This window comes from Winslowiella toletana, assembly GCF_032164335.1.
In the GTDB taxonomy this organism is placed as follows: Bacteria; Pseudomonadota; Gammaproteobacteria; order Enterobacterales; family Enterobacteriaceae; genus Erwinia; species Erwinia toletana_A.
On sequence record NZ_CP134152.1, the window covers coordinates 3,621,809 to 3,644,839 of the forward strand.

Consider the following 23,031-nt stretch of genomic DNA (forward strand, 5'->3'; position numbering starts at 1 on the left):
TAACCGATTTCCTTATTTGCTATCTTTTCCGACGTGCAGAATAGCGAGGAACGCTTCCTGAGGCAGTTCAACGTTACCGACCTGCTTCATACGTTTCTTACCGTCTTTCTGTTTCTGCAACAGTTTCTTCTTACGACTGACGTCGCCGCCGTAGCACTTGGCCAGCACGTTTTTACGCAACTGCTTAACGGTTGAACGGGCAATAATGTGCGTGCCAATCGCCGCCTGAATAGCGATATCAAACTGCTGACGTGGAATCAGATCTTTCATTTTTTCCACCAGCTCACGGCCACGATACTGCGAGTTTTCGCGGTGGGTAATCAACGCCAGCGCATCAACACGTTCGGCGTTGATCAGTACGTCGACACGTACCATGTCAGAAGTCTGGAAACGCTTAAAGTTGTAATCGAGCGACGCATAACCGCGTGAGGTCGATTTCAGACGGTCAAAGAAGTCGAGAACCACTTCCGCCATCGGAATTTCATAAGTCAGTGCCACCTGGTTGCCGTGATAAACCATATTGGTCTGCACGCCGCGCTTCTCGATACACAGAGTAATCACGTTACCGAGGAACTCCTGCGGCAGCAGCATATGACACTCTGCAATCGGTTCACGCAGTTCAGCGATGTTATTCAGCGCTGGCAGCTTCGACGGGCTGTCAACGTACACCGTTTCACCGCTGGTGGTTTCCACTTCATACACCACCGTCGGTGCGGTGGTGATCAGGTCCAGATCGTATTCACGTTCCAGACGCTCCTGAATGATCTCCATATGCAACAAGCCGAGGAAGCCACAGCGGAAGCCGAACCCCAGCGCGGTAGAGCTTTCTGGCTCATAGAACAGTGAAGCGTCATTCAGGCTCAGTTTGCCGAGCGCATCGCGGAAGGCTTCATAATCGTCAGAGCTGATTGGGAACAGACCGGCATACACCTGCGGCTTCACTTTTTTAAAGCCAGGCAGTGCTTTATCCGCTGGATTACGCGACTGAGTCAGGGTATCGCCCACTGGCGCACCGAGAATGTCTTTGATCGCACAGACCAGCCAGCCTACTTCGCCACAGTTCAGCACATCGCGATCAACACGTTTCGGGGTAAAAATACCCAGACGATCGGCGTTATACACCTGACCGGTGCTCATCACTTTAATTTTGTCGCCTTTGCGCATGGTGCCGTTTTTAATACGCACCAGTGAAACCACGCCAAGGTAGTTATCGAACCATGAGTCGATGATCAGCGCCTGCAGTGGCGCATCCGCATCACCTTCCGGCGCCGGAATATCACGCACTAAACGTTCCAGCACTTCCGGTACGCCAACGCCGGTTTTCGCAGAACAGCGCACCGCATCGGTGGCATCGATACCGACGATATCTTCGATTTCCTGAGCAGCGCGATCGGGATCGGCCGCTGGCAGATCGATCTTATTCAGCACCGGCACCACTTCCAGATCCATTTCCATAGCGGTGTAGCAGTTCGCCAGGGTCTGAGCTTCAACGCCCTGTCCTGCATCAACCACCAATAACGCGCCTTCACAAGCGGCCAGCGAACGCGAAACCTCATAAGAGAAGTCAACGTGGCCCGGCGTATCGATAAAATTGAGCTGGTAAGTTTCACCGTTCAGTGCTTTGTAATCGAGCGTTACGCTCTGCGCTTTAATCGTAATGCCACGCTCACGTTCTAAATCCATTGAATCCAGAACCTGCGCAGCCATTTCGCGCTCGGTCAAACCGCCACAGATTTGAATCAGACGGTCAGAAAGCGTCGATTTACCGTGGTCAATGTGAGCGATGATGGAGAAATTTCGTATGTGCTTCATTATGGAGACTTTTCTGCCTTACAAATTCTGGAACTCTCGCGACGGGAAATCCTGGAGAGTATCATTTCACAGGCGGACTTTTGTCCGAAAGGCTGCATTCTACACTACATATCAGAGTCGTGGAATCATCGTCAGCAAGCGATAAACGTAAGAAAAAGCAAGTTGAGGAATTTTTAGCAGGATTGGGGGGGAAATTGCGGGCTGTAATCGATAACTGGCCGCCGCTACAGCGGCTTCGGCCAGCTAAACCTCACTCTCAACGCGCAGAATATCAGGCGGTAAAGAAACGCTTAAAATAACCGGCTGGAAGGCTTCACGGTCACCAAAACGGCTGGAAATTCCTTTCGCTACGATAAAACCACCGATACCCCCCAGCAATGCGCCAACCGCCGCCGCCAGATCGCTGTGGAACAGACTCTGAAACACACCGGCCAGCACAAATAACCCCAGTAATGGCGTCATATACACCAGCAGTGCCGATCCCAGCAGGCTGCTCTCTTTGATACCCAGCTCGATACGCTGCCCGGCTTGCAGCGGCTTTTCGCTGGCAATATGCATCACATGGGCATTTTTCGGCCCAAGTTTATTCAGCATATGGCTGCCACAGCCCTTACGCGCTGAGCAACTGTTACATGAGGTTTTAATCTCGGAATGTAGCGTAGCGATTCCGTCTTGCCACGAAACCACCGTGGCCCATTCTCTCATCATCGTTTGGTTCCAAAATCAATACTGTCAGCAATGCGTTTAGTGGTTGATGGCGGAAGCTCACCGACCACGGTAATTTCAGCATTATCGCGCACTACAGTCTGCACCGTACGACGTCCTGTGCGCAATAGCTGCGCAGAACTGCTTTTATCGGCCGGGCTGATATTAATCGAGAAACTAAACAGACCATCAGAGTAAAGCCGTGATTCAACGGGTTTATTCAGCGATGGAATCGTACGGCGACTCTGGGAAATCTGCTTCATACCGCCCGGCAACCAGTCTGGTTTCCAGTTCAGCGTTACCTTTTCCATCGCAGGAACCGAAAGCGATGGCGGCAGGCTGGCTTTTTCCAGCCCCTGCATCAGGTTACGCACACCTTCATCAACCGCAAAGCTCACCACGCGATACTGTTCCAGTGTCTCACCGTCACGATCCAGTAAGTCAACGCGCAATGGCAGCTTAGTTTCGCTGTCCATCCAGACAATATAGCTGTAGCGCGTGCCATCGCGTGCCACGATACGAATCACTTCACACATCTGATCGGCAATACGCGTACGGCCGACGGCGATAAAGTCATAGCTGTCAGTTAATTTCTGGAAATCGGCATTAACCACTGACGGCAACGAATCAATAATATGCGACCCTGCCAGGGTGAAAGGCTCAAGGCCGGGTTCGAAATAGCTAATATCGTTACCACGCTGAATGATTTCACGACGCGGTCCGTCCATCTGCAACAGCTGTGCAAAGACTTTTTCGTCGATAACCGCATGGCGATAACGTAGCGATTCGATCCCCAGTCTGGAGACGTTGATATAGGCAAGTTCGTAATTGAGAGACTGACTAGCCTGCTCCATCTGCTGTAATAGCGCCCCGGACGTGGTTTGTGCCGGGGCGACAGATGAATACAACAGGCTACCAGCCATAAGGCTGACGGCACACCAGAATTGCTTCATTACTGCTGTTGAATTCCTAAAGACTGATTTCCTGGAACCTGAACAGCCGCTTGCTGTGGCGTGTTCTGTTCAAACTGCAGCTGCTCTGAGTGCAAACGGCGTTGCAATTCATAATCCTGCAACAACGCATTGACCCGACGACGCTGTTCCTGCACCTGCTGAGGCGCATTAGAGGCATTCGCATTGTCGGCCGGCACGCCAAGGCTCACCGGAGAGGCTTTCCCCATCATCGGTAAAGTATTGAATACCGGAGATTCAGATTGCTGGCTACCATCCTGCTGTGGTTGGTTATAGTGCTGCACACCGACGATAACCGCCAGTGAGACACATGCCGCAACCCCCACCTGAGTGATTTGCGCGGCCCACGGACGCACTTTGGCCCAGAATGGCATTTTTTCCCAGCGTTCAGGCTTGGGCTGCACTTCCGGAATCAGTGTAGTGACTTTACGAACAGGCTCATTTTCGATGGCCGCAGCAACGCGTGCTGCAATATCAAAATGCACAACCTCTCCGACATCGCCACGCAAAGTGTCGCGGATAAGATGATAGCTTTCCCAGCTTTGTTGCAGTGTGGCGTCTTTAGACAATGCGGATAAAACTTCGTTATCCAAAGCCTCACCGTCCATTAAAGCGGAAAGTTTTTCTTTCTGCATGCCTTAGTACCTTCCTGTGTCCGTTATCGCTAACGTTGGATAAGCGGTTGAACTTTATTATCGATAGCTTCACGCGCACGAAAGATGCGTGAACGTACCGTACCCACCGGACAATCCATTATAGCCGCTATCTCTTCATAGCTCAGGCCATCCAACTCACGTAGCGTTATCGCCATACGCAGGTCTTCAGGGAGTGACTCAATGGTACGAAAAACTATCTGTTTCAATTCTTCAGACAACATTAAGTTCTCAGGGTTCGAAATTTCTTTCAACGCACCTGCACTTTCGAAGTTTTCAGCATCGATGGCATCCACGTCACTGGATGGCGGACGACGCCCCTGAGCAACCAAATAGTTCTTCGCTGTATTCACCGCGATGCGGTACAGCCAGGTATAAAATGCGCTATCGCCACGGAATGACTCCAGTGCGCGATACGCTTTGATGAATGATTCTTGCACCACATCAGGCACATCGCCCGATGGAACGTAGCGCGAAACCAGGCTTGCCACTTTATGCTGGTAACGAACAACCAGTAAATTGAATGACTTCTGATCTCCATTCTGCACTCGCTCGACGAGAACCTGATCCGTTAACTGCTCGCTCATCCGAGGTAATGTCTCCCCAAATTTGTCTCCACGCGTAACTGAAATACCAGCAATGACTCAACTTTCTGAGCAAGCACTCGCTTAGAGTAACCATTCTGTCGTAAGTTCATTTACACCATCATATTAGTCGTACCGCCGGGTTTTTTAACACTTCGGATGGTTATTTTGCTTTCTCATGAAGTGTATGCCACCACCATTCCTTTCACATCTCAACCTGATATGAATCCCGACGGACGCCCGCAGAGTAACGCATGAAGCCGCGCTTTTCATCTCTAAAAGCCGTTTATTCGCTAAAGTTCGCAATAATAAACAGAGCACGGCTAAAGCTGAGGTAAAAGCGACGAATCACAAACCTCAGAATAGCAAGCTCATCAGCAGCACGCGTCGAAAGCTCAGAAAAAAGACTTTTTTCCTGCTGAAATTGAGTGTTATGCTCAGCAAACAACCTGTTTAGTAAATTAAACACCATGACCCATTCGACCGACTACAGCTGTGACGTATTGATTATAGGCAGCGGCGCCGCCGGGCTGTCACTGGCATTACGGCTGGCCGCGAAGCATCAGGTTACCGTGCTGAGTAAAGGGCCGGTGAACGAAGGCTCAACGCTGTATGCGCAGGGCGGCATTGCCGCCGTGTTCGACGAAGCCGACAGCATTGAATCGCATATCGAAGATACGCTGATTGCCGGCGATGGCCTGTGCGACCGCGAGGCGGTGTCGTTTATCGCCACTAATGCGCGCCACTGCGTACAGTGGCTGATAGACAATGGCGTCGCCTTCGATACCGAAACCCGCGCCAATGGCGAGCAGCACTATCATCTGACGCGTGAAGGCGGCCACAGTCATCGCCGCATTCTGCACAGCGCCGACGCCACCGGCAGAGCGGTCGAAACCACGCTGGTCAGCCAGGCACTCAGTCACCCGAATATTCATATTATCGAACGCAGCAATGCGGTCGATCTGATCGTCTCAGATAAAATCGGCATCGCCGGTCCGCGCCGGGTCGTCGGTGCTTATATCTGGAACCGTAATCGCGAAAAAGTGGAAACCCTGCGCGCCGGTTCAGTGGTGCTGGCGACCGGCGGTGCCGCCAAGGTGTATCAGTACACGACCAACCCGGACGTCGCCTCCGGAGACGGAATCGCCATGGCCTGGCGTGCCGGCTGTCGGGTCGCCAATCTTGAGTTTAATCAGTTCCACCCTACCTGCCTGTTCCATCCGCAGGCACGCAACTTTTTGCTGACCGAAGCGCTGCGTGGCGAAGGCGCCTGGCTAAAACGCCCGGACGGTACGCGTTTTATGCCGGATTTTGATCCCCGTGGGGAACTGGCGCCGCGTGATATCGTCGCGCGTGCCATCGATCATGAAATGAAACGCCTCGGCGCTGACTGTATGTATCTTGACATCAGCCACCAGCCGGCCGATTTTGTCCGCGCCCACTTCCCGACCATCTATGAAAAACTGCTGACGCTGGGCTTTGACCTGACCAGCCAGCCGATTCCCATCGTCCCTGCCGCCCACTATACCTGTGGCGGCGTAATGGTCGACCAACATGGCCGCACCGATGTCGACGGGCTGTATGCCATTGGTGAAGTGAGTTACACCGGCCTGCATGGCGCAAATCGCATGGCATCCAACTCGCTGCTGGAGTGTCTGGTGTACGGCTGGTCAGCGGCAGAAGATATCATGCAACGCCTGCCGCAAATCGCAACGGTAAACGAATTACCGGCATGGGATGAAAGTCGGGTGGATGATTCTGACGAACGGGTAGTGATTCAGCATAACTGGCATGAGCTACGGCTGTTTATGTGGGACTATGTGGGCATTGTCCGCACCAGCAAACGGCTGGAGCGAGCGCTGCGCCGCATTACCACCCTGCAACAGGAAATCGACGAGTATTACGCCAATTTCCGCATTTCCAACAATCTGCTGGAACTGCGTAATCTGGTACAGGTGGCAGAGCTGATGGTGCGCTGCGCAATGGCGCGTAAAGAGAGCCGGGGCCTGCATTTCACCCTCGACTACCCCAACCAGCTGGCGCAAGCGCTACCGACCATATTACAACCTGAGGCTATCTGAACAGGTAAAAATCCCGGGTCAGACTGCAATGCGCTTCTGAATAGCGCTGGTCTGGCCCACGAATCACCATGCTGTCGTAAAATTGTTCACCCGACTTCGGCGACAATGCCAGCATGACCCGATTCGGCGGCCGGGTTTCATTATCCGCGATATCGGTGCGATAGCGTAAAAACCAGCCGCGCTCGCAGGCCATCTCTACAAAGCGGTTGCCGACATCCGCTGGCAGCACCACGCAAAAAAAGCCGTCCTCGTCGATTAACGACTCGGCGCAACTTAATAAAGTCGGGTGATCTAGCGTATCGGTATAGCGCGCGGCGGCCCGCTCGGGTGACGCACAGGCCGATCCTGCCGCAAAATAAGGCGGATTGCTGACGATCAGGGAATAGCGCCACTGACACTGACTGGCCCACTGGCTGATATCCTGCTGATAAATGGACAGCCGCGTGGCCCACGGCGAAGCCGCGCAGTTTTCCTGCGCCTGCGATGCTGCTTCCGCATCCAGCTCGACGCCATCCACCATCACGCTTTGTCCGGTGCGCTGCGCCAGCATCAGCGCAATCAGGCCACTGCCGCAGCCAATATCCAGTACCCGCTTCACACCGGCTACCGGTGCCCAGGCTCCCAGTAAAACGCCGTCAGTGCCGACTTTCATTGCACAACGATCGTGAGCGACAAAAAATTGTTTAAAAGTAAAACCGTTGGCGCGCAAAGTAGCCTTTTGTTGAGACATAACACTGACCTGAAGTGGAAACGGCGCTAGCATAGGACAATATAAGGCTTGAGAAAAGTCATCAACTGAACACAAACAGATGAAGATCGTGTTCAATCTGTCTATAATCAGCGCCCCAAACTGAGGTAGAACATGACTGTAACCACTTTTTCCGAACTCGAACTTGATGAAAGCCTGCTGGGTGCCCTGCAGGAAAAAGGCTTCACTCGCCCAACCGCGATCCAGGCAGCAGCAATTCCGCCCGCGCTGGAGGGCCGTGATGTTTTAGGTTCGGCGCCAACCGGCACCGGAAAAACGGCTGCCTTCTTGCTACCGGCATTGCAGCATCTGCTCGACTTTCCGCGTAAAAAATCCGGCCCGCCGCGTATTCTGGTGCTGACGCCAACGCGCGAACTGGCGATGCAGGTTGCCGAACAGGCACGTGAACTGGCGAAAAATACCCATCTGGATATTGCTACCATCACGGGCGGCGTGGCGTTTATGAACCACGCGGAAGTGTTCAGCGAAAACCAGGATGTGGTGGTCGCCACCACCGGACGCCTGCTGCAATACATTAAAGAAGAGAATTTTGATTGTCGCGCGGTTGAAACGCTGATCCTCGATGAAGCTGACCGCATGCTGGACATGGGCTTCGCGCAGGATATCGAAACCATCGCGGCCGAGACCCGCTGGCGCAAACAGACCATGCTGTTTTCAGCCACGCTGGAAAGCGAAGCGGTCACGGAGTTCGCCAAACGTATTCTGAATGAGCCGGTAGAAGTAGAAGCCGATCCGGCGCGGCGCGAACGCAAAAAAATCCTGCAATGGTACTATCGCGCTGACGACATTAAACATAAAACCGCGCTGCTGATTCATCTGCTGAAGCAACCGGAAGTGACGCGCTCTATTGTCTTCGTGCGTAAACGCGACCGCGTGCATGAACTGTGCGGCTGGCTGCGTGAAGCAGGTATCAATACCAGCTATCTTGAAGGCGAGATGGTTCAGGCGAAGCGCAACGAAGCCTTTAAGCGTCTGAGCGAAGGCCGGGTGAACGTGCTGGTTGCCACCGACATCGCCGCGCGCGGGATTGATATTGATAACATCAGTCACGTATTTAACTTTGATATGCCGCGCACTGCCGATACCTATCTGCACCGTATTGGCCGTACCGGCCGCGCCGGTAAGAAAGGCACGGCGCTGTCGCTGGTTGAAGCCCACGATCACCTGTTGCTGGGCAAAATTGCCCGCTATATCGATGAGCCGCTGAAATCTCGTACCATTGATGAGCTGCGCCCGACCACGCGTGTGCCAAGTGAGAAGCTGAAAGGCAAGCCATCGAAAAAAGTATTAGAGAAGCGTAAAGAGAAAAAAGCCAGCGAAGAGACGAAACCGCGCGTTAAGAATCGTCACCGTGATACTAAAAATATCGGAAAGCGCCGCAAACCAAGCAGCGAAGTCAAAACTGATAATGCCGAATAATCGCACCGCTTAACAAATAAACCGCCTTATAAGGCGGTTTTTCTTTATCGATACGTACTGAATTAAGGGTTTTGCAAGCCTGTAGAGGCCCCGGCAGGGATAAATCTAATTCACAGGATGATACGCAGGATATACTTACTTATATCATAATGATTTATAACATATAAACCTGCCAGCAGACTGATGACAGTTTGTACTACACAATAAAAAAGGAGCCAGAAGGCTCCTTTTTCTGTTGTTACTGTTACAAGCTTTCGGTAAAAGTACGCGCAATCACGTCACGCTGCTGCTCAGGGGTCAGCGAGTTAAAACGCACCGCATAGCCAGAAACACGAATGGTCAGCTGCGGATAGTTTTCCGGATGCTTAACCGCGTCTTCCAGCGTCTCACGGCGCAGCACGTTAACGTTCAGATGTTGCCCACCTTCCACGCGTACTTCCGGCTTAACTTCCAGCGGAACTTCGCGATACTCAATCTGGCCAAGATCGCTCAGCGAAACCAGTTGATCTTCGCTGTAGCCTGCTTTTGCGCACACGCAGCGCGCCTCTGCTTTTTCATCATCCAGCAACCAGAAAGAGTTCAGCAGTGCACTATCGTTAGCTTTAGTGATTTGAATTCCAGTAATCATGTCGTGCCTCCCAGGCGTTTCAGCGCTGGCATCGCGGCCAGCGACGGTTTGATTAAATTGACATTACTAAGGTTTATATCAACTGCGCCGCCATGCAGCCTTGATATAAATCAATCTATAGGCCGAACTTCAGCGGCTGTTTTAGTCAACTTTATGATTTACATCACTATTCAGCCCATAGCGATTTATGATTATTTTTGTAAATTTCAACTAATTTTTAAATTTTTGCCTGCTGTCGATAAACGTTAAACTACGCCATCAAACTGGAGTCAGCCTGTTCAAACAGGCCCTAAGGGAGAATGTTATGGTCAACGCATTAACCTGGCACGATGTGCTGGCAGAAGAAAAGCAAAAGCCCTATTTCATCGAAACGCTTAGCGCAGTAGCCAACGAGCGGGCGGCGGGCAAAACCATCTATCCACCGCAAAAAAATGTGTTTAATGCGTTTCGCCTGACGGAACTGGGCGCAATTAAAGTGGTCATTCTGGGCCAGGATCCCTATCACGGGCCGAACCAGGCGCACGGTTTAGCCTTCTCAGTACTGCCTGGCGTGGCGGTTCCGCCCTCGCTGGTCAATATGTACAAAGAGCTGGTGACTGATATCGAAGGTTTTGAGCGCCCCACTCACGGCTTTCTGGAAAGCTGGGCAACACAAGGTGTGATGTTGCTGAACACCGTGCTGACCGTTGAAGGTGGCAAGGCGCACTCCCATGCACGCTTTGGCTGGGAAACCTTCACGGATAACGTAATTGCGGCCATTAATCAGCATCGTGAAGGCGTGGTGTTTTTGCTGTGGGGTTCACACGCGCAGAAAAAAGGCAGCATTATCGATCGTCAGCGCCATCACGTGTTGCAGGCTCCTCACCCTTCGCCACTGTCGGCACATCGCGGTTTTCTGGGGTGCGGCCACTTCTCAAAAACTAATGCTTATCTTAGCCAGCGGGGTGAAACCCCAATCGACTGGACGCCTTATCTGCCGGCATAAAAAAAAGCACCGATATCGGTGCTTTTTCGTTAAATCATCATGGCCGACAGCATCAGCCACTAAAGCATTCAGGATTTGGCTTTCGCGACGGCAACCATCGCCGGACGTAACAGACGGCCATTAAGCGTGTAACCACGCTGCATCACCATCAGTACGTGATTAGGTGCCACATCTTCAGACTCCATCATTGACATCGCCTGGTGAACTTCCGGGTTGAACGGCACATTGATATCGCCAACCACTTCAACGCCGTATTTACGCACCGCATCAAGCAGTGACTTCAGCGTCAGTTCGATACCTTCGATCATCGCAGCCAGCTCAGGGTTGGCTTTATCCGCCAGCTCCAGCGCACGCTCAAGACTATCGATTACCGGCAGTAATTCGTTAGCAAATTTTTCCAGTGCAAATTTGTGCGCTTTCTCGACGTCCAGCTCGGTGCGACGACGAATATTCTCAATTTCTGCCTGCGCACGCAGCTGTGCTTCACGCACGCCGCCCTGAGAAATCGCCAGTTCAGCTTCAAGCTGAGCGATACGCTCATCACGCGGGTCCACCTCGTTTGCTGTATCCGCCTGATTTTTCATTTGTTCCATCTCAATCTCATCTGAGACTTGCTCGTTTGGTGTGTTCTGTTCTTTACTACTCATGAATTTCTCCGCGTTTTGCACATTCATCTCGCTGGTTCGCTTATTATGGGGATCAGAATCGCGGTTTCAAGGGAAGCCAGTCACATTGTCGGGGCAGAATATCCCCCAGAGGAATACCAGCATAATGAACAATCATTTCAACTGCATTGGAATTGTCGGCCATCCACGCCATCCAACCGCTCTGACGACGCATGAAATGCTCTATCGCTGGCTAACGGCAAAAGGCTATGAAGTGATAATCGAGCAGCAGATTGCCCGTGAACTGGCGCTGGAAAATGTGGAAACCGGCACGCTGGCGGAAATTGGCCAACGCGCCGATCTGGCGGTGGTGGTTGGCGGTGACGGTAATATGCTGGGCGCCGCACGGGTACTGGCGCGTTACGACATCAAAGTGATCGGCATTAACCGGGGTAACTTAGGATTTCTGACCGATCTCGATCCGGATAACGCCCAACAGCAGCTCGCCGATGTACTGGAAGGCCAGTATATCGTTGAAAGCCGCTTTCTGCTGGAAGCACAGGTATGCAGAAAAGATAATGCTCCGCGCATTGGTACTGCCATCAATGAAGTGGTGCTGCATCCGGGTAAAGTAGCGCATATGATTGAATTTGAAGTTTATATTGATGAAAACTTTGCCTTCTCTCAGCGCTCAGACGGCCTGATTATCTCAACGCCAACCGGCTCAACCGCGTATTCGCTGTCGGCAGGCGGGCCGATTCTGACCCCGTCACTGGATGCTATCGCGCTGGTGCCGATGTTTCCGCATACGCTGTCGGCCCGGCCGCTGGTGATTAACAGCAGCAGCACTATTCGCCTGCGTTTTTCCCATATGCGCAACGACCTGGAAATTAGCTGTGATAGCCAGATTGCACTGCCCATTCAGGAAGGTGACGATGTGCTGATCCGCCGCAGCGATTATCGGCTCAACTTGATTCATCCTAAAAACTACAATTATTTCAATACCCTTAGCTCAAAGCTTGGCTGGTCGAAAAAATTGTTTTAAAAATCGTCCCCAGCCACTTTACTGTATATAAAACCAGTTTATACTGTATGAAAACCCATATCTGTGTTTGTATACAGGAAAATAATTATGCTGGCACAACTGACCATCAGTAACTTTGCTATCGTTCGTGAGCTGGAGATTGATTTTCAACGTGGCATGACGGCGATCACCGGCGAGACCGGCGCGGGTAAATCGATTGCTATCGATGCCCTCGGCCTCTGCCTCGGCGGTCGTGCTGAAGCAGATATGGTGCGCCAGCAAGCGGCGCGAGCAGATATCTGTGCGCGCTTCTCACTGAAAGACACGCCATCGGCGCAGCGCTGGCTGGAAGAAAACCAGCTGGATGAAGGCAGTGAATGCTTGCTGCGCCGGGTAATCAGCAGTGATGGTCGCTCGCGTGGCTTTATCAATGGCACCTCTGTGCCGCTCTCTCAGCTGCGTGATCTTGGTCAGTTGCTGATTCAGATTCACGGTCAGCACGCTCATCAGCTGCTGTTAAAACCCGATTATCAGAAACATCTGCTGGATGCTTACGCCGATGAAAGCCTGCTGACGCAAGCCATGGCGGCACGTTATCGCCTCTGGCATCAGAGCTGCCGCGAGCTTGCACGTCATCAGCAACTGGCACAGGAACGCGAAGCACGTCGCGAACTGCTGCAATATCAGCTGAAAGAGCTGAATGAGTTTGCGCCAGTAGCCGGTGAGTATGAAAATATCGACGAAGAGTATAAGCGCTTAGCCAACAGCGGGCAGCTGTTGTCCATCAGCCAGCAAACCCTTCAGTTACTCGCCGACGGCGATGACAGCAATCTGCAAAGTCAGCTGTATAACGCCCGTCAGATGATGGGTGAATTAATCAGCATGGATGACAAACTGAGCGGCGTATTTACTATGCTGGAAGAGGCCGCGATTCAGATCAGTGAAGCCAGCGATGAACTGCGCCATTACTGTGACCGTCTGGATCTCGATCCTAACCGGCTGTATGAACTGGAACAGCGCTTATCACGTCAGATTAACCTGGCGCGTAAACACCATGTGACGCCTGAGGAGCTGCCGGTCTTCCATCAGCAGTTGCTGGCAGAACAGCAGCAGTTATCGCAGCAGGAGAGCGATCAGGAAGAACTCTCCGGCGCAGTAGCCTTACATCACCAGGCGGCACTGGAAACCGCGCAGCAGCTGCATCAGCGCCGCGCACATTATGCCAGCGAACTCAGCCAGCTGATTACTGAAAGTATGCATGCCCTGTCTATGCCGCACGGTAAACTGGCGATCGATGTTCAGTTTAACGCCGAACAACTGACCGCCGATGGCGCCGATCGCATCGATTTTCGCGTCAGCACCAACCCCGGGCAGCCATTGCAGCCTCTGGCGAAAGTGGCGTCTGGCGGTGAACTTTCCCGTATTGCGCTGGCGATTCAGGTAATTACCGCGCAAAAAATGGATACGCCGGCATTGATTTTTGATGAGGTGGATGTCGGAATCAGTGGACCTACCGCTGCGGTTGTGGGCAAGATGCTGCGTCAGCTTGGCGAATCGACTCAGGTAATGTGTGTGACGCATTTGCCGCAGGTAGCCGGTTGCGGCCACCATCACTTCTTTGTCAGTAAAGAAACGGATGGCGCAGTGACAGAAACGCATATGCAGGCGCTGGATAAGCGTGCCCGCCTGCAAGAACTGGCGCGTTTACTGGGTGGAAGCGAGGTTACACGCAACACCCTGGCGAACGCTAAAGAGCTTTTAGCGGCATGACCCAGCACTTTTTTTTATTCCTGTGGTCATAAGCTTGCTCTGTAAAGGTTTCAAACTGCGGTAAGGTTTATTATCATCGGCATCTTATCGATGTGCGAAACCAGAGCTTAAAAAGGCTTAGTGACCCGGGTGAAGTCGCCTCATGCAAGGCGTCGAGCCCCAATAAGGAATCAATTAATGCGCTGTAAAACGCTGACTGCTGCTGCAGTGGTACTTCTGATGATGACCGCTGGCTGTTCCACTCTGGAGCGAGTGGTTTACCGTCCAGACATCAACCAGGGCAATTACCTGGTTGCTAATGATGTATCAAAAATTCATACCGGCATGACGCAACAGCAAGTTGCTTACACGCTGGGTACCCCGATGATGCGCGATCCGTTTGGCAGCAATACCTGGTATTACGTGTTTCGTGAACAGCCGGGCCATGAGCCGGTGAAGCAGCAAACCCTGACGCTGACTTTTGACAGCAACGGTACGCTGGCCAACATTGATAACAAACCTAAGCTGACCACTCCCGAAAACTGATTGTCAGCGGCGAGTAAAAAAAAAGGCGCTCAACCGGCGCCTTTATTTTTTGCTGCTCGTTCCGCTCGCTGGCGCCGTAGCTCTTTCGGATCGGCGATCAATGGACGATAAATCTCAATGCGATCGCCATCCTGTACCTCATCGCCCAGCTTAACGGGCCGGCTAAAAATGCCGACTTTGTTTTCGCTAAGATCAATATCGCGACGCAGCTCAAGGACGCCTGAAGCCTGAATTGCCTGCTCCACCGTGCTACCTTCAGCCAGTTTTACCGCAAGCTGATACTGTTTTTCGGGCAATGCGTACACTACCTCAACCGCGATATCAGGCACGATAAACCTCTTTCGCCCGCAGGGTAAAGGCTTGCACCATACTGCTGGCCAGCTCTTTAAACACACGACCAAAAGCCAGCTCAACCAGCATATTGGTGAATTCAAACTCGAGGTTGAGTTCAACCTTGCAGGCATCTTCGCTGAGTGAGGTGAAGCGCCAGCCACCGGTTAACTTGCGAAATGGCCCATCAACCAGCTGCATATTAATGCTCTGATTATCCGTCAGCGTATTGCGGGTAACAAAGGTCTTACTGATGCCGGCTTTAGAGACATCAACCGCTGCCGTCATCTGATGATCACCGGACTCCAGCACGCGGCTGCCGGTGCAGCCCGGAAGAAACTCGGGATACGCATCGACATCATTCACTAACTGGTACATCTGCTCAGCGCTATAGGGCACAAGTGCTGAACGGCTAATCTGGGCCATAACGATTCCTGTTAATCTCAAAACATGTAAATAATATCATTCCCGGCCATCAAACAAAAATTCTCTACCGCCAATGGCGTGCTAAAATAGCGTATTTCCTCGACTGGTTTTGGTCAGGGGATGCCATTATTCACTGCTTGATGTAGACTAAGCCGCACTATGACAAAGAAAAAAGCAAATAAACCCGGTTCCGCTACCATTGCCATGAACAAACGTGCCCGCCATGAATATTCCATTGAGGAAGAGTTCGAGGCAGGACTTTCGTTACAAGGATGGGAAGTCAAATCACTCCGCGCCGGCAAGGCCAACATCAGCGACAGCTATATTCTGCTGCGCGATGGAGAGGCTTATCTGTTTGGCTCAACATTCCAGGCCCTGAGCGTGGCATCTTCGCACGTGGTCTGTGACCCAACCCGCAGCCGTAAGCTGCTGCTGAAACAGCGCGAGCTGGATTCGCTGTATGGCCGCGTAAATCGCGAAGGCTATACTGTGGTTGCGCTGTCTATGTACTGGAAAAATGCCTGGGCCAAGCTAAAAATCGGCGTGGCTAAAGGTAAAAAAGAGCACGACAAGCGCGATGACATCAAAGATCGCGAATGGAAGTTAGACAAAGCACGTATTATGAAACACGCAAATCGCTAACCCTCTGGTGTAACGACTGCTTTTTCTGATATACTGCTTCACAGTACTTGGGGCTGATTCTGGATTCGACGGGATTTGCGAAGCCCAAGGAGCATGCCGAGGGGCGGTTTGCCTCGTTAAAAGCCGCAAAAAAATAGTCGCAAACGACGAAAACTACGCACTAGCAGCTTAATAACCTGCTCAGAGCCCTCTCTCCCTAGCCTCCGCTCTTAGGACGGGGATCAAGAGAGGTCAAATCCAAAAGAGATCGCGTGAATATCCTGCCTGGGGTTGAAGCGTTAAATCTAATCAGGCTAGTTTGTTAGTGGCGTGTCCATCCGCAGCTGACAGGCGAATGTAAAGATTGGACTAAGCATGTAGTGCCGACGGTGTAGTAATTTCGGACGCGGGTTCAACTCCCGCCAGCTCCACCAAAATTCTCCATCGGTGATTACCAGAGTCATCCGATGAAGTCCTAAGAGCCCGCACGGCGCAAGCCCTGCGGGCTTTTTTGTGCCTTGAATTTGTCCCGCGAAGTCTGATGCCAACTAATTAAATCCGAACCTTTTAGGCACCTTGTTAGGCACCTCATAAAGCTTTATTGTTTTTGAGGTGCCTAAAACTATGGAAACCCGGCAATGGCAAGACAAACCAAACCTCTATCCGTTAAAGAAATCGAATCTGCTAAACCCAAGGAAGCGGACTACGTTCTCTATGATGGCGATGGCCTTGAGCTACTGATCAAATCTAGCGGGAGTAAAATCTGGCAGTTTCGCTACATTCGCCCTGTCACCAAGAAACGTGCGAAGAAGAGCATAGGCCCCTACCCGTCAGTTACGCTTGTCGATGCCAGAAACTATCGCGCAGAGTCTCGTTCTCTTCTGGCGAAAGAAATCGACCCTCAGGAACATCAACAAGAACAACTTCGCAGTTCGCTGGAAGCTAAAACCAATACTTTCCAGCTCGTGGCTGAACGTTGGTGGAATGTGAAGAAAGCCAGCGTGACAGAGGACTATGCCGACGATATCTGGCGCTCTCTTGAGAGAGATGTTTTTCCCGCGATTGGCGACATTAGCGTTACAGATATTAAAGCTCACACACTGGTTCAGGCCGTCCAACCGGTTCAGGCCAGAGGAGCACTGGAAACCGTTCGTCGCCTGTGCCAGCGCATTAATGAGGTCATGATCTATGCCCAAAACACAGGGCTGATTGATGCTGTTCCCAGCGTTAATATCGGTAAAGCCTTCGAGAAGCCTCAGAAAAAGAACATGCCCAGCATTCGACCGGATCAGCTACCTCAACTGATGCAGACAATGCGAACAGCCAGCATCAACCTTTCCACACGCTGCCTGTTCATGTGGCAACTTCTTACAATCACCCGCCCCGCCGAAGCGGCTGAAGCTCGCTGGGAAGAGGTAGACCTGGAAGCACGAGAATGGAAGATTCCTGCCGCACGCATGAAAATGAACCGCGATCATACTGTTCCATTGTCAGATGAAGCAATTGCGATATTGGAGATGATGAAGCCGTTGAGTGAAAATCGAGAATTTATCTTTCCCAGCCGTATCAAGCCAAACCAGCCGATGAACAGCCAAACAGTTAATGCCGCACTCAAGCGCGCCGGTTTAGGAGGCGTACTCGTATCTCACGGCTTGCGTTCTATCGCAAGTACAGCTCTCAATGAGCAAGGGTTTCCGCCTGATGTTATTGAGGCCGCACTTGCTCATGTGGACAAAAATGAGGTACGTCGCGCTTACAACCGCAGTGATTACCTTGAGCAACGTCGTCCTATGATGCAGTGGTGGGCTGATTTTGTTAGTAAGGCCGACAACGGGAGCATTGTTGAAACCGGGAAAACGGGGTTAAAACTTGTGGTCTGAGTTTCTAGCTGGACAAGTGTTTTACCGGCAAAGGTACATTGGCTCAAACCTGACTTGGAGTAATCGTAGATAGATCGCAATCGAATCTGACAGTCTGGTTTGTGCCAGAAGCGGGCGTAGCTGACATCGGAATGACTAATCTGTGGGGGCTGGTCAGCGCAATATGGCAACTACGGTGTTGTCGTGGCATCAGCTTGTAAAGTAGCATGAGTTCTTCTGTCACACTTTGGATGCTCAATGACATTAAAAGCGACCTATCTTGAACAGCCTACGCCCGGTGATGAAACGGAAAGTGTTTCGATCATCGACGTCAATCCTTTTGGCCCTAATGGAGAAATGGATCGGCGACTGCTAATCAGTAAGGATGCTGAGCCCATTCTGATTTTACAGTTGTATGTACGTGCAAATGAGGATGGCTGGCTGATTTCCAGCGCCTTTTCTGAATTTCTCCTGAATGAATCCCACGTGGCAATCATTTGTGGTGATCACTTTTATGTTTTTGACATGGTCACTCGCTCGTTCAGAAACTATCCACTAGATGATAACGTTGGCCATATTTATTCAGTTCCTGACATCCATTCTGACAGGCTACATGATCAGGTTTTGGTCACCACTTACTGCCACGTTTTTTTGATTGATATTTCAGCTGGCATTCTCTGGAAATCGAGTCAGTGCGCTATTGATGGCGTGCTCATTACGTCAATAGATAATGATACGGTGCTTGGTCGGGGAGAGTGGGATCCTCCAGGAGGCTGGGAATCTTTTAAGCTCGATTTCAAAACGGGTATCCCGATTTGATGAAGGGGTTACCCTCACAGTAACTGCTAGAAGCGGATTTTGCTAACATCGCAATATCTAAATTTATGGGAAGCAGTTCATGGAAGCAAAATGATGAAGCATGAGCTATGGACAAACGAAGGTGGTTTAGATTTGTTTTGTCTTGCCGGTCCACGGGGAGACTCTGCTCGTAAAATGCTGGATCCAGACTACAGATTAGTGTGGACATGTGACACAGATTCCCATCTTGAAGCAATGAACAAATATTACGCGTTTCGTAATTGGGGAGAATATCAAACTGATTTTCCTGAACAGGACAGTAAGACCTACAAAGAAATGGGATGGGAGTAAAAGCACAACACCCATAACATAGTCGCTCAGTATTCTAATATTTCCGCGATGTCCGCTCTTCGCTCATAGCAGACCTCGCGACACTGCAGGTAGTCCGCTGTATGCCAGGAGCGGAACCAAATGTGCCAGAGACTATCTAAAAGTTGATGGTTCTTTTTGTAGGGATACTTACACGTTTATCACGTGCAGATTCCATTACTTTCTCCTTATCGCAGAACGTTTGTATAGGCTTCTAGCCTTTATTCAAACCGCTGTTCCCTTTCACTATCTTCCCTTTGTTCCCGTTCTTTTTGGCGTTCGACCCACTGACTCATTTTTTCACAAACTGTTTTGGCAGCCTCGGCGATATCTGGACGCTCGTGTTTACTCAGCGCACCGATGACGCTTAATCTAGCTTGCATTATGTTCGCCAGGCTACCAGTCCAGGAGGATGGAGTGATTCGCTCAGCAAAAGACTCCAGCACAGCTAATGGCTCAGGAGAGGCCTCTAACAGTTCTATAGCAGCTTCGTGTAGGGTTAGTACATTCTGTTCATCATTCTTTGACCAGAGAGTCACACCAGCCGCAATGGCAGCCCAAACACTGGGATCATTTCTGGCACGGCACCATTCAATCAAGACGCTAGTACTTACATCAGCAAGAGGATAACGGCGTAAACTGCCACGACGAATAAAGAACTGTCTTCCCTGCTGCTGTTCCTCGGTGCATTCAAAAATGCAATTGAGAAATGATTCAGGCATTAACGCAACAGTTGTTGCTATAGTCTTCTCGAATCCCAAAAAATATCCATAGTGTTCATCAATGACATTGAAAATTGCGTCCAACCACTCAATTTTTTTTGCCTCATTACCATCGAAGCGCAATGCGGCATCGATAACTCGCTCCATGTAAAAATCAATTGTCCCTCTTTGGCCTCTGTCGCTGTTTTTAATCCTCTGGATTGCAGCAGCAAGACCAATCAACCGAAAGTCTGCGCCAAGCGTATTTGCCGATTTGTCTTTACCATGCAGTCTCATGGAGAGCGCATGCAAAATGACATTATCTCCGCTTGCTTTACTCAGGAGTTGCTCAGCAAGCTCGAGAAGACGAATTCTCGGCAAATTGGCATATTGTTCTCGCCATAGAATAGGCTCATACATGAAAGGGCTAATTTCTGGATCATCCAAATGCTTTATGCAGCGATCCAAATCAGTTACCGTAAATGTCCTCCAAGGATGCAAGCCAACCAATACCTGTCGAAGTTCAGGATGTTGCGCACATAGGTCGAGAAAATTCTGAGCTAATGATGGATCGACAGAGTCAACTTCTTCGATGAACCCCCCAATAACTCCAAAGTCTTTGTTAGCATCTGGCTGTTTTTCAATTTGTTCAACAAGTCGCTGCCAGCCAATACGTAGATCATGTGCCCCTTGAGCAAGTCCTCGACCAAAGGCAGCACGATAAGGCATTCCACCGATGGAGAACAGATCTGTTCCTAACTCCTCAAGCACATGATTTGATAGGGCAAAGTCCTGTCCCAATTGAAGTGCTTTAGCTTCAAGTCGTTTTCCGGCTGCGGTATATTTATCGGAGTCCTCATGATCAAAATCCGCATCAAGTGCCCAATAATCATGATTTGTACTCAACACGTATGTCTTTATTGTTGGAATTAACGCAATGGGCTCCAACTCCTTCTCTAAGGCAGCAAGATTATCCGGCAACGGCTCAACATCATCTCCATCGCCATGCTTGGTATAGTCAAAATAGACCGTTGAACGAACGGCTTTCCAACCTTCCCCCCAAGGACTTAAAGCATTTAATGTACGGGCAGCATCGACGAGTTTGTCTCGCATTGCTTCTTGAAACCAAATTCCCCTGAATTTGTCAGCTAAGATTGTTCTTGCAGGCCTTTCAAGCTCAGGATCTCCGGATGCCGCTAATTGGATAATGACGTCAATAAAGGCGCTGCGCCATTCGACAAGTTCATCATAGTTGGGTTCGTATCCATAGTCTCTTGGTCGAGCTCCAAACTCACTAATCCCAACCCCTGACCACGGTGGGCCATACAGGGCGGTTGACAGCATCTTGAAGCCCAAAGATCTACGCGTAAGAATACTTGATGCAATGCATTCGTTCATTAAAGCAATACGCTGGCTTAGGGAGGCATGAGTACCAGACAGATACGCCTGGAAAAACCTTGGGACCATGTTTCGAGCAGAATCCAGGTCATTATTATCGGCTTCGTCCTCTGCCATTTGAATAAGAAGCTTGGCGCATCGCTCAAAAGCGTTCGGTTCGTATGCCATCAATTGTAAAAGACGCAGAATACTACGTCGCTGCAGATTGTAGCCCAGTTCCATACCTTTAAAATCAGATGATGAGAGTACGACCTCAATTCTGTTTAGCAATGCTTCAGGTGCAACCGGCCCTATATACCCAAGTATTCGTGACGAAATATCATTTAACTCGGCTATTCTTCCTAGCATCCCTTCAGGCTGAAGCCAGGCTTCTACAATTTCTTTCGCAACAGGATGGTCATGCAACAACCCTAGGCGATGGGAAAAAGACATTAATAAACGCTCACAATCCGGAGCTTCAAAAGTCGCCCTAAGTTGATCAACGGGAATACTGTCGAGTGCGGATGCTGCCAATCTATTAGCAATGGCATGAGGTAAGATAGCTCTCCAGTGAGATCTTTTCTGAACGATATGACGTTCCATCAGCTTCGTAACGGCTTTAAATAACTGGGTTCTGGAATACCCAAAGAGCGCCCCTAATATCTCCAGTTCATCGGTAGCAGCATCTGGACTAGATACCGAGAATGAATACACCAGTGACAATATTTCAGCTTGCTCCCGTAAATTACCATCAGGGTGATTACGCTGTTCAAACAAGCGATTAAACAACTGTGCATCAGAAAGTAGAGCCAAACTCTCGCCTTCCTCCCCTCTCTCAGCTATAGCCAAAGCAACTCTTGCATTCCCATCTGCAAACTCAGCAATACGACGGGCATTATTCTTACCAATAGAAGGGAAGCGACGGATGAGAAGTTGCTCTGCCACCTCTGGACCATCTGTCTCAATATGGATGACCTCAGTTGTCTGTGGTTTGTCATCCCTTATGTCGTACTCGATTGTGATGAGGCTTACTTCTTTTCCTGCGGCTGATACCTTGCTGGCAAGCGAAGCATGGAGTTCTGATGGACAATTATCAAGGATCATAATTGCTCGTCGGTCCTCAGCAATCAGCTTATCAAGCATTGCTTTAGCCGACGGTACTGGCTCAGAGCCAGTATCAGCATAAATAGCAACGGTCCGGTCAAGCGCATCTGTTCCAACAGTTTCATCAAAGAGCGCCTGAACGATCCGAGTCTTCCCGACACCAGACAATCCTGTAATGCGAACTGCCTTATTCGTCGAACGAATAAGGGCACGCATTGGGCTAATTGCTTCATCAATTTTAAGTTTTTGCCCCTTTCCCGACGGTAAAGTAATGGTTACGCCTGGGGCTGAGATTAAAGTGTCTGTAACGCCTTGGGGTGGATTGCTCCAGGCTCCGTAGGGTTGCCAACCGGAATACCCTTGTCCAAGCTTCCCTTTTACCCACAGCATGACTGATGAATGTTGGCGCAGCCATTGAATGAGTTTGGAACGGTCGTAAAAATCGAGATGAAGATTGCTTTTGTTAGGATCATCTTTTACTGCATCCCTCATCGCTTTGAGACGATCCGCCTTTCCTGAGGGCGAGCAATCATCACCCAGACTGACAATGATGTAGCTGCCTTGTTTTCTGGCTTGTTCAGATATGATGGGTGAAAGCGTTTGGCCGATGCCCATTTCCTTCTCAATTGTAGCCTTTGGCATTTTATGTTTCTTTGCCTGAAATATCGTATTAGGCCTTACAAGAAAGCTTGGTTTCAGTTGATCAACTGGAACCTGAACATGGATATCAATCCCTCCGTCAGGTGCTGTAATTGAGCCAGACCAATTTACACATGCAGGGCTATGACCATGTATTGCCACTTCAGCTTCTGCTAGCCGAGCTATCAGCTCTTCTAGCTGAGTATCGGAGAGCCGAAGTAATTCATCCTTTTCAATGTCAAAAATTGCCACGCCTTCACCTTGGTTAAAAATTTT

Annotated in this window: 21 protein-coding genes and 1 other RNA gene; 11 read left to right on the forward strand and 11 right to left on the reverse strand. The window is 50.5% G+C overall.

Annotated elements, in window-relative coordinates:
• Nucleotides 1-12: 12 nt before the first annotated feature.
• From lepA to rpoE, 5 genes are all read right to left on the reverse strand, one after another.
• Nucleotides 13-1,812 carry a translation elongation factor 4 gene (gene lepA, locus RIN69_RS16885; protein ID WP_313853223.1) on the reverse strand — a complete coding sequence of 600 codons (1,800 nt, stop codon included), beginning with the start codon at nt 1,810-1,812 and terminating at the stop codon, nt 13-15.
• Between the two features lie 243 nt (nt 1,813-2,055).
• Nucleotides 2,056-2,520 carry a SoxR-reducing system protein RseC gene (gene rseC, locus RIN69_RS16890; protein WP_313853224.1) on the reverse strand — a complete coding sequence of 155 codons (465 nt, stop codon included), beginning with the start codon at nt 2,518-2,520 and terminating at the stop codon, nt 2,056-2,058.
• Nucleotides 2,517-3,470: a sigma-E factor regulatory protein RseB gene (gene rseB / locus RIN69_RS16895; protein ID WP_313853226.1), complete on the reverse strand. Its 954-nt coding sequence runs from the start codon at nt 3,468-3,470 to the stop codon at nt 2,517-2,519. The genes rseC and rseB overlap by 4 nt, the downstream gene beginning before the upstream one ends.
• The gene (gene rseA / locus RIN69_RS16900; protein WP_313853227.1) at nt 3,470-4,123 is read right to left on the reverse strand and encodes an anti-sigma-E factor RseA; all 654 of its coding nucleotides are present in this window, start codon (nt 4,121-4,123) and stop codon (nt 3,470-3,472) included. The genes rseB and rseA overlap by 1 nt, the downstream gene beginning before the upstream one ends.
• 29 nt (nt 4,124-4,152) lie before the next feature.
• Nucleotides 4,153-4,728: an RNA polymerase sigma factor RpoE gene (rpoE, locus tag RIN69_RS16905; RefSeq protein WP_052901323.1), complete on the reverse strand. Its 576-nt coding sequence runs from the start codon at nt 4,726-4,728 to the stop codon at nt 4,153-4,155.
• A gap of 467 nt (nt 4,729-5,195) precedes the next feature.
• On the opposite strand from rpoE, the gene nadB reads away from it, so the two are divergent.
• On the forward strand, nt 5,196-6,806 hold the full coding sequence (nadB, locus tag RIN69_RS16910; protein ID WP_313853228.1) for an L-aspartate oxidase: 1,611 nt from the start codon (nt 5,196-5,198) through the stop codon (nt 6,804-6,806).
• Here nadB and trmN read toward each other — a convergent pair.
• Nucleotides 6,799-7,536 (reverse strand): tRNA(1)(Val) (adenine(37)-N(6))-methyltransferase TrmN, encoded by a 738-nt coding sequence (trmN, locus tag RIN69_RS16915; protein ID WP_313853230.1) that lies wholly within the window; start codon nt 7,534-7,536, stop codon nt 6,799-6,801. The two genes, nadB and trmN, sit on opposite strands and share 8 nt — an antisense overlap.
• 132 nt (nt 7,537-7,668) lie before the next feature.
• On the opposite strand from trmN, the gene srmB reads away from it, so the two are divergent.
• Nucleotides 7,669-8,994 carry an ATP-dependent RNA helicase SrmB gene (gene srmB / locus RIN69_RS16920; RefSeq protein WP_313853231.1) on the forward strand — a complete coding sequence of 442 codons (1,326 nt, stop codon included), beginning with the start codon at nt 7,669-7,671 and terminating at the stop codon, nt 8,992-8,994.
• A 244-nt stretch (nt 8,995-9,238) separates the two neighbouring features.
• On the opposite strand, the gene grcA is transcribed toward srmB, so the two are convergent.
• A complete protein-coding gene (gene grcA, locus RIN69_RS16925) occupies nt 9,239-9,622 on the reverse strand; it encodes an autonomous glycyl radical cofactor GrcA (protein ID WP_313853233.1) in 384 nt (127 codons plus the stop codon).
• Nucleotides 9,623-9,926: 304 nt separating this feature from the next.
• Here grcA and ung point away from each other — a divergent pair, with 304 nt between their 5' ends.
• Nucleotides 9,927-10,607, forward strand: coding sequence for a uracil-DNA glycosylase (gene ung, locus RIN69_RS16930; RefSeq protein ID WP_313853234.1), 681 nt, complete (start codon nt 9,927-9,929; stop codon nt 10,605-10,607).
• Nucleotides 10,608-10,675: 68 nt separating this feature from the next.
• Here the strand turns inward: ung and grpE are convergent, their stop codons facing one another.
• Entirely contained in the window at nt 10,676-11,254 is a 579-nt protein-coding gene (grpE, locus tag RIN69_RS16935; RefSeq protein ID WP_313853235.1) for a nucleotide exchange factor GrpE, read from the reverse strand.
• Nucleotides 11,255-11,378: 124 nt separating this feature from the next.
• Between grpE and nadK the strand changes: the two genes are divergently transcribed.
• From nadK to bamE, 3 genes are all read left to right on the forward strand, one after another.
• Nucleotides 11,379-12,257 (forward strand): NAD(+) kinase, encoded by an 879-nt coding sequence (nadK, locus tag RIN69_RS16940; protein WP_313853236.1) that lies wholly within the window; start codon nt 11,379-11,381, stop codon nt 12,255-12,257.
• Between the two features lie 87 nt (nt 12,258-12,344).
• Entirely contained in the window at nt 12,345-14,006 is a 1,662-nt protein-coding gene (gene recN / locus RIN69_RS16945) for a DNA repair protein RecN (RefSeq protein ID WP_313853237.1), read from the forward strand.
• Nucleotides 14,007-14,183: 177 nt separating this feature from the next.
• On the forward strand, nt 14,184-14,531 hold the full coding sequence (gene bamE, locus RIN69_RS16950) for an outer membrane protein assembly factor BamE (protein WP_313853238.1): 348 nt from the start codon (nt 14,184-14,186) through the stop codon (nt 14,529-14,531).
• A gap of 29 nt (nt 14,532-14,560) precedes the next feature.
• Here the strand turns inward: bamE and RIN69_RS16955 are convergent, their stop codons facing one another.
• Nucleotides 14,561-14,860 carry an RnfH family protein gene (locus RIN69_RS16955; RefSeq protein WP_313853239.1) on the reverse strand — a complete coding sequence of 100 codons (300 nt, stop codon included), beginning with the start codon at nt 14,858-14,860 and terminating at the stop codon, nt 14,561-14,563.
• Nucleotides 14,853-15,287 carry a type II toxin-antitoxin system RatA family toxin gene (locus tag RIN69_RS16960; RefSeq protein WP_313853240.1) on the reverse strand — a complete coding sequence of 145 codons (435 nt, stop codon included), beginning with the start codon at nt 15,285-15,287 and terminating at the stop codon, nt 14,853-14,855. The genes RIN69_RS16955 and RIN69_RS16960 overlap by 8 nt, the downstream gene beginning before the upstream one ends.
• A gap of 159 nt (nt 15,288-15,446) precedes the next feature.
• On the opposite strand from RIN69_RS16960, the gene smpB reads away from it, so the two are divergent.
• The 5 genes from smpB (at nt 15,447) to RIN69_RS16985 (ending at nt 18,916) form a co-directional block, all read left to right on the forward strand.
• Nucleotides 15,447-15,929, forward strand: coding sequence for an SsrA-binding protein SmpB (gene smpB / locus RIN69_RS16965; protein WP_313853241.1), 483 nt, complete (start codon nt 15,447-15,449; stop codon nt 15,927-15,929).
• A gap of 49 nt (nt 15,930-15,978) precedes the next feature.
• Nucleotides 15,979-16,342, forward strand: a transfer-messenger RNA (tmRNA) gene (ssrA, locus tag RIN69_RS16970).
• A 204-nt stretch (nt 16,343-16,546) separates the two neighbouring features.
• On the forward strand, nt 16,547-17,788 hold the full coding sequence (locus tag RIN69_RS16975) for an integrase (protein ID WP_313853242.1): 1,242 nt from the start codon (nt 16,547-16,549) through the stop codon (nt 17,786-17,788).
• A gap of 237 nt (nt 17,789-18,025) precedes the next feature.
• Complete coding sequence (locus RIN69_RS16980; RefSeq protein ID WP_313853243.1) at nt 18,026-18,586, forward strand: hypothetical protein; 561 nt, start codon at nt 18,026-18,028, stop codon at nt 18,584-18,586.
• Between the two features lie 90 nt (nt 18,587-18,676).
• On the forward strand, nt 18,677-18,916 hold the full coding sequence (locus RIN69_RS16985) for a hypothetical protein (protein WP_313853244.1): 240 nt from the start codon (nt 18,677-18,679) through the stop codon (nt 18,914-18,916).
• A 239-nt stretch (nt 18,917-19,155) separates the two neighbouring features.
• Here the strand turns inward: RIN69_RS16985 and RIN69_RS16990 are convergent, their stop codons facing one another.
• Nucleotides 19,156-23,007 (reverse strand): P-loop NTPase family protein, encoded by a 3,852-nt coding sequence (locus tag RIN69_RS16990; protein WP_313853246.1) that lies wholly within the window; start codon nt 23,005-23,007, stop codon nt 19,156-19,158.
• Nucleotides 23,008-23,031 lie beyond the last annotated feature (24 nt).

Excerpts from the sequence above, each read along its gene's own strand:
- rseB (WP_313853226.1), bottom strand. The coding sequence starts at position 3,470 with ATGAAGCAATTCTGGTGTGCCGTCAGCCTTATGGCTGGTAGCCTGTTG.
- nadB (WP_313853228.1), top strand. The coding sequence starts at position 5,196 with ATGACCCATTCGACCGACTACAGCTGTGACGTATTGATTATAGGCAGC.
- lepA (WP_313853223.1), bottom strand. The coding sequence starts at position 1,812 with ATGAAGCACATACGAAATTTCTCCATCATCGCTCACATTGACCACGGT.
- rpoE (WP_052901323.1), bottom strand. The coding sequence starts at position 4,728 with ATGAGCGAGCAGTTAACGGATCAGGTTCTCGTCGAGCGAGTGCAGAAT.
- srmB (WP_313853231.1), top strand. The coding sequence starts at position 7,669 with ATGACTGTAACCACTTTTTCCGAACTCGAACTTGATGAAAGCCTGCTG.
- grcA (WP_313853233.1), bottom strand. The coding sequence starts at position 9,622 with ATGATTACTGGAATTCAAATCACTAAAGCTAACGATAGTGCACTGCTG.
- bamE (WP_313853238.1), top strand. The coding sequence starts at position 14,184 with ATGCGCTGTAAAACGCTGACTGCTGCTGCAGTGGTACTTCTGATGATG.
- RIN69_RS16980 (WP_313853243.1), top strand. The coding sequence starts at position 18,026 with ATGACATTAAAAGCGACCTATCTTGAACAGCCTACGCCCGGTGATGAA.
- rseC (WP_313853224.1), bottom strand. The coding sequence starts at position 2,520 with ATGATGAGAGAATGGGCCACGGTGGTTTCGTGGCAAGACGGAATCGCT.
- smpB (WP_313853241.1), top strand. The coding sequence starts at position 15,447 with ATGACAAAGAAAAAAGCAAATAAACCCGGTTCCGCTACCATTGCCATG.
- nadK (WP_313853236.1), top strand. The coding sequence starts at position 11,379 with ATGAACAATCATTTCAACTGCATTGGAATTGTCGGCCATCCACGCCAT.
- grpE (WP_313853235.1), bottom strand. The coding sequence starts at position 11,254 with ATGAGTAGTAAAGAACAGAACACACCAAACGAGCAAGTCTCAGATGAG.
- rseA (WP_313853227.1), bottom strand. The coding sequence starts at position 4,123 with ATGCAGAAAGAAAAACTTTCCGCTTTAATGGACGGTGAGGCTTTGGAT.
- RIN69_RS16985 (WP_313853244.1), top strand. The coding sequence starts at position 18,677 with ATGATGAAGCATGAGCTATGGACAAACGAAGGTGGTTTAGATTTGTTT.
- ung (WP_313853234.1), top strand. The coding sequence starts at position 9,927 with ATGGTCAACGCATTAACCTGGCACGATGTGCTGGCAGAAGAAAAGCAA.
- RIN69_RS16975 (WP_313853242.1), top strand. The coding sequence starts at position 16,547 with ATGGCAAGACAAACCAAACCTCTATCCGTTAAAGAAATCGAATCTGCT.
- RIN69_RS16960 (WP_313853240.1), bottom strand. The coding sequence starts at position 15,287 with ATGGCCCAGATTAGCCGTTCAGCACTTGTGCCCTATAGCGCTGAGCAG.
- recN (WP_313853237.1), top strand. The coding sequence starts at position 12,345 with ATGCTGGCACAACTGACCATCAGTAACTTTGCTATCGTTCGTGAGCTG.
- trmN (WP_313853230.1), bottom strand. The coding sequence starts at position 7,536 with ATGTCTCAACAAAAGGCTACTTTGCGCGCCAACGGTTTTACTTTTAAA.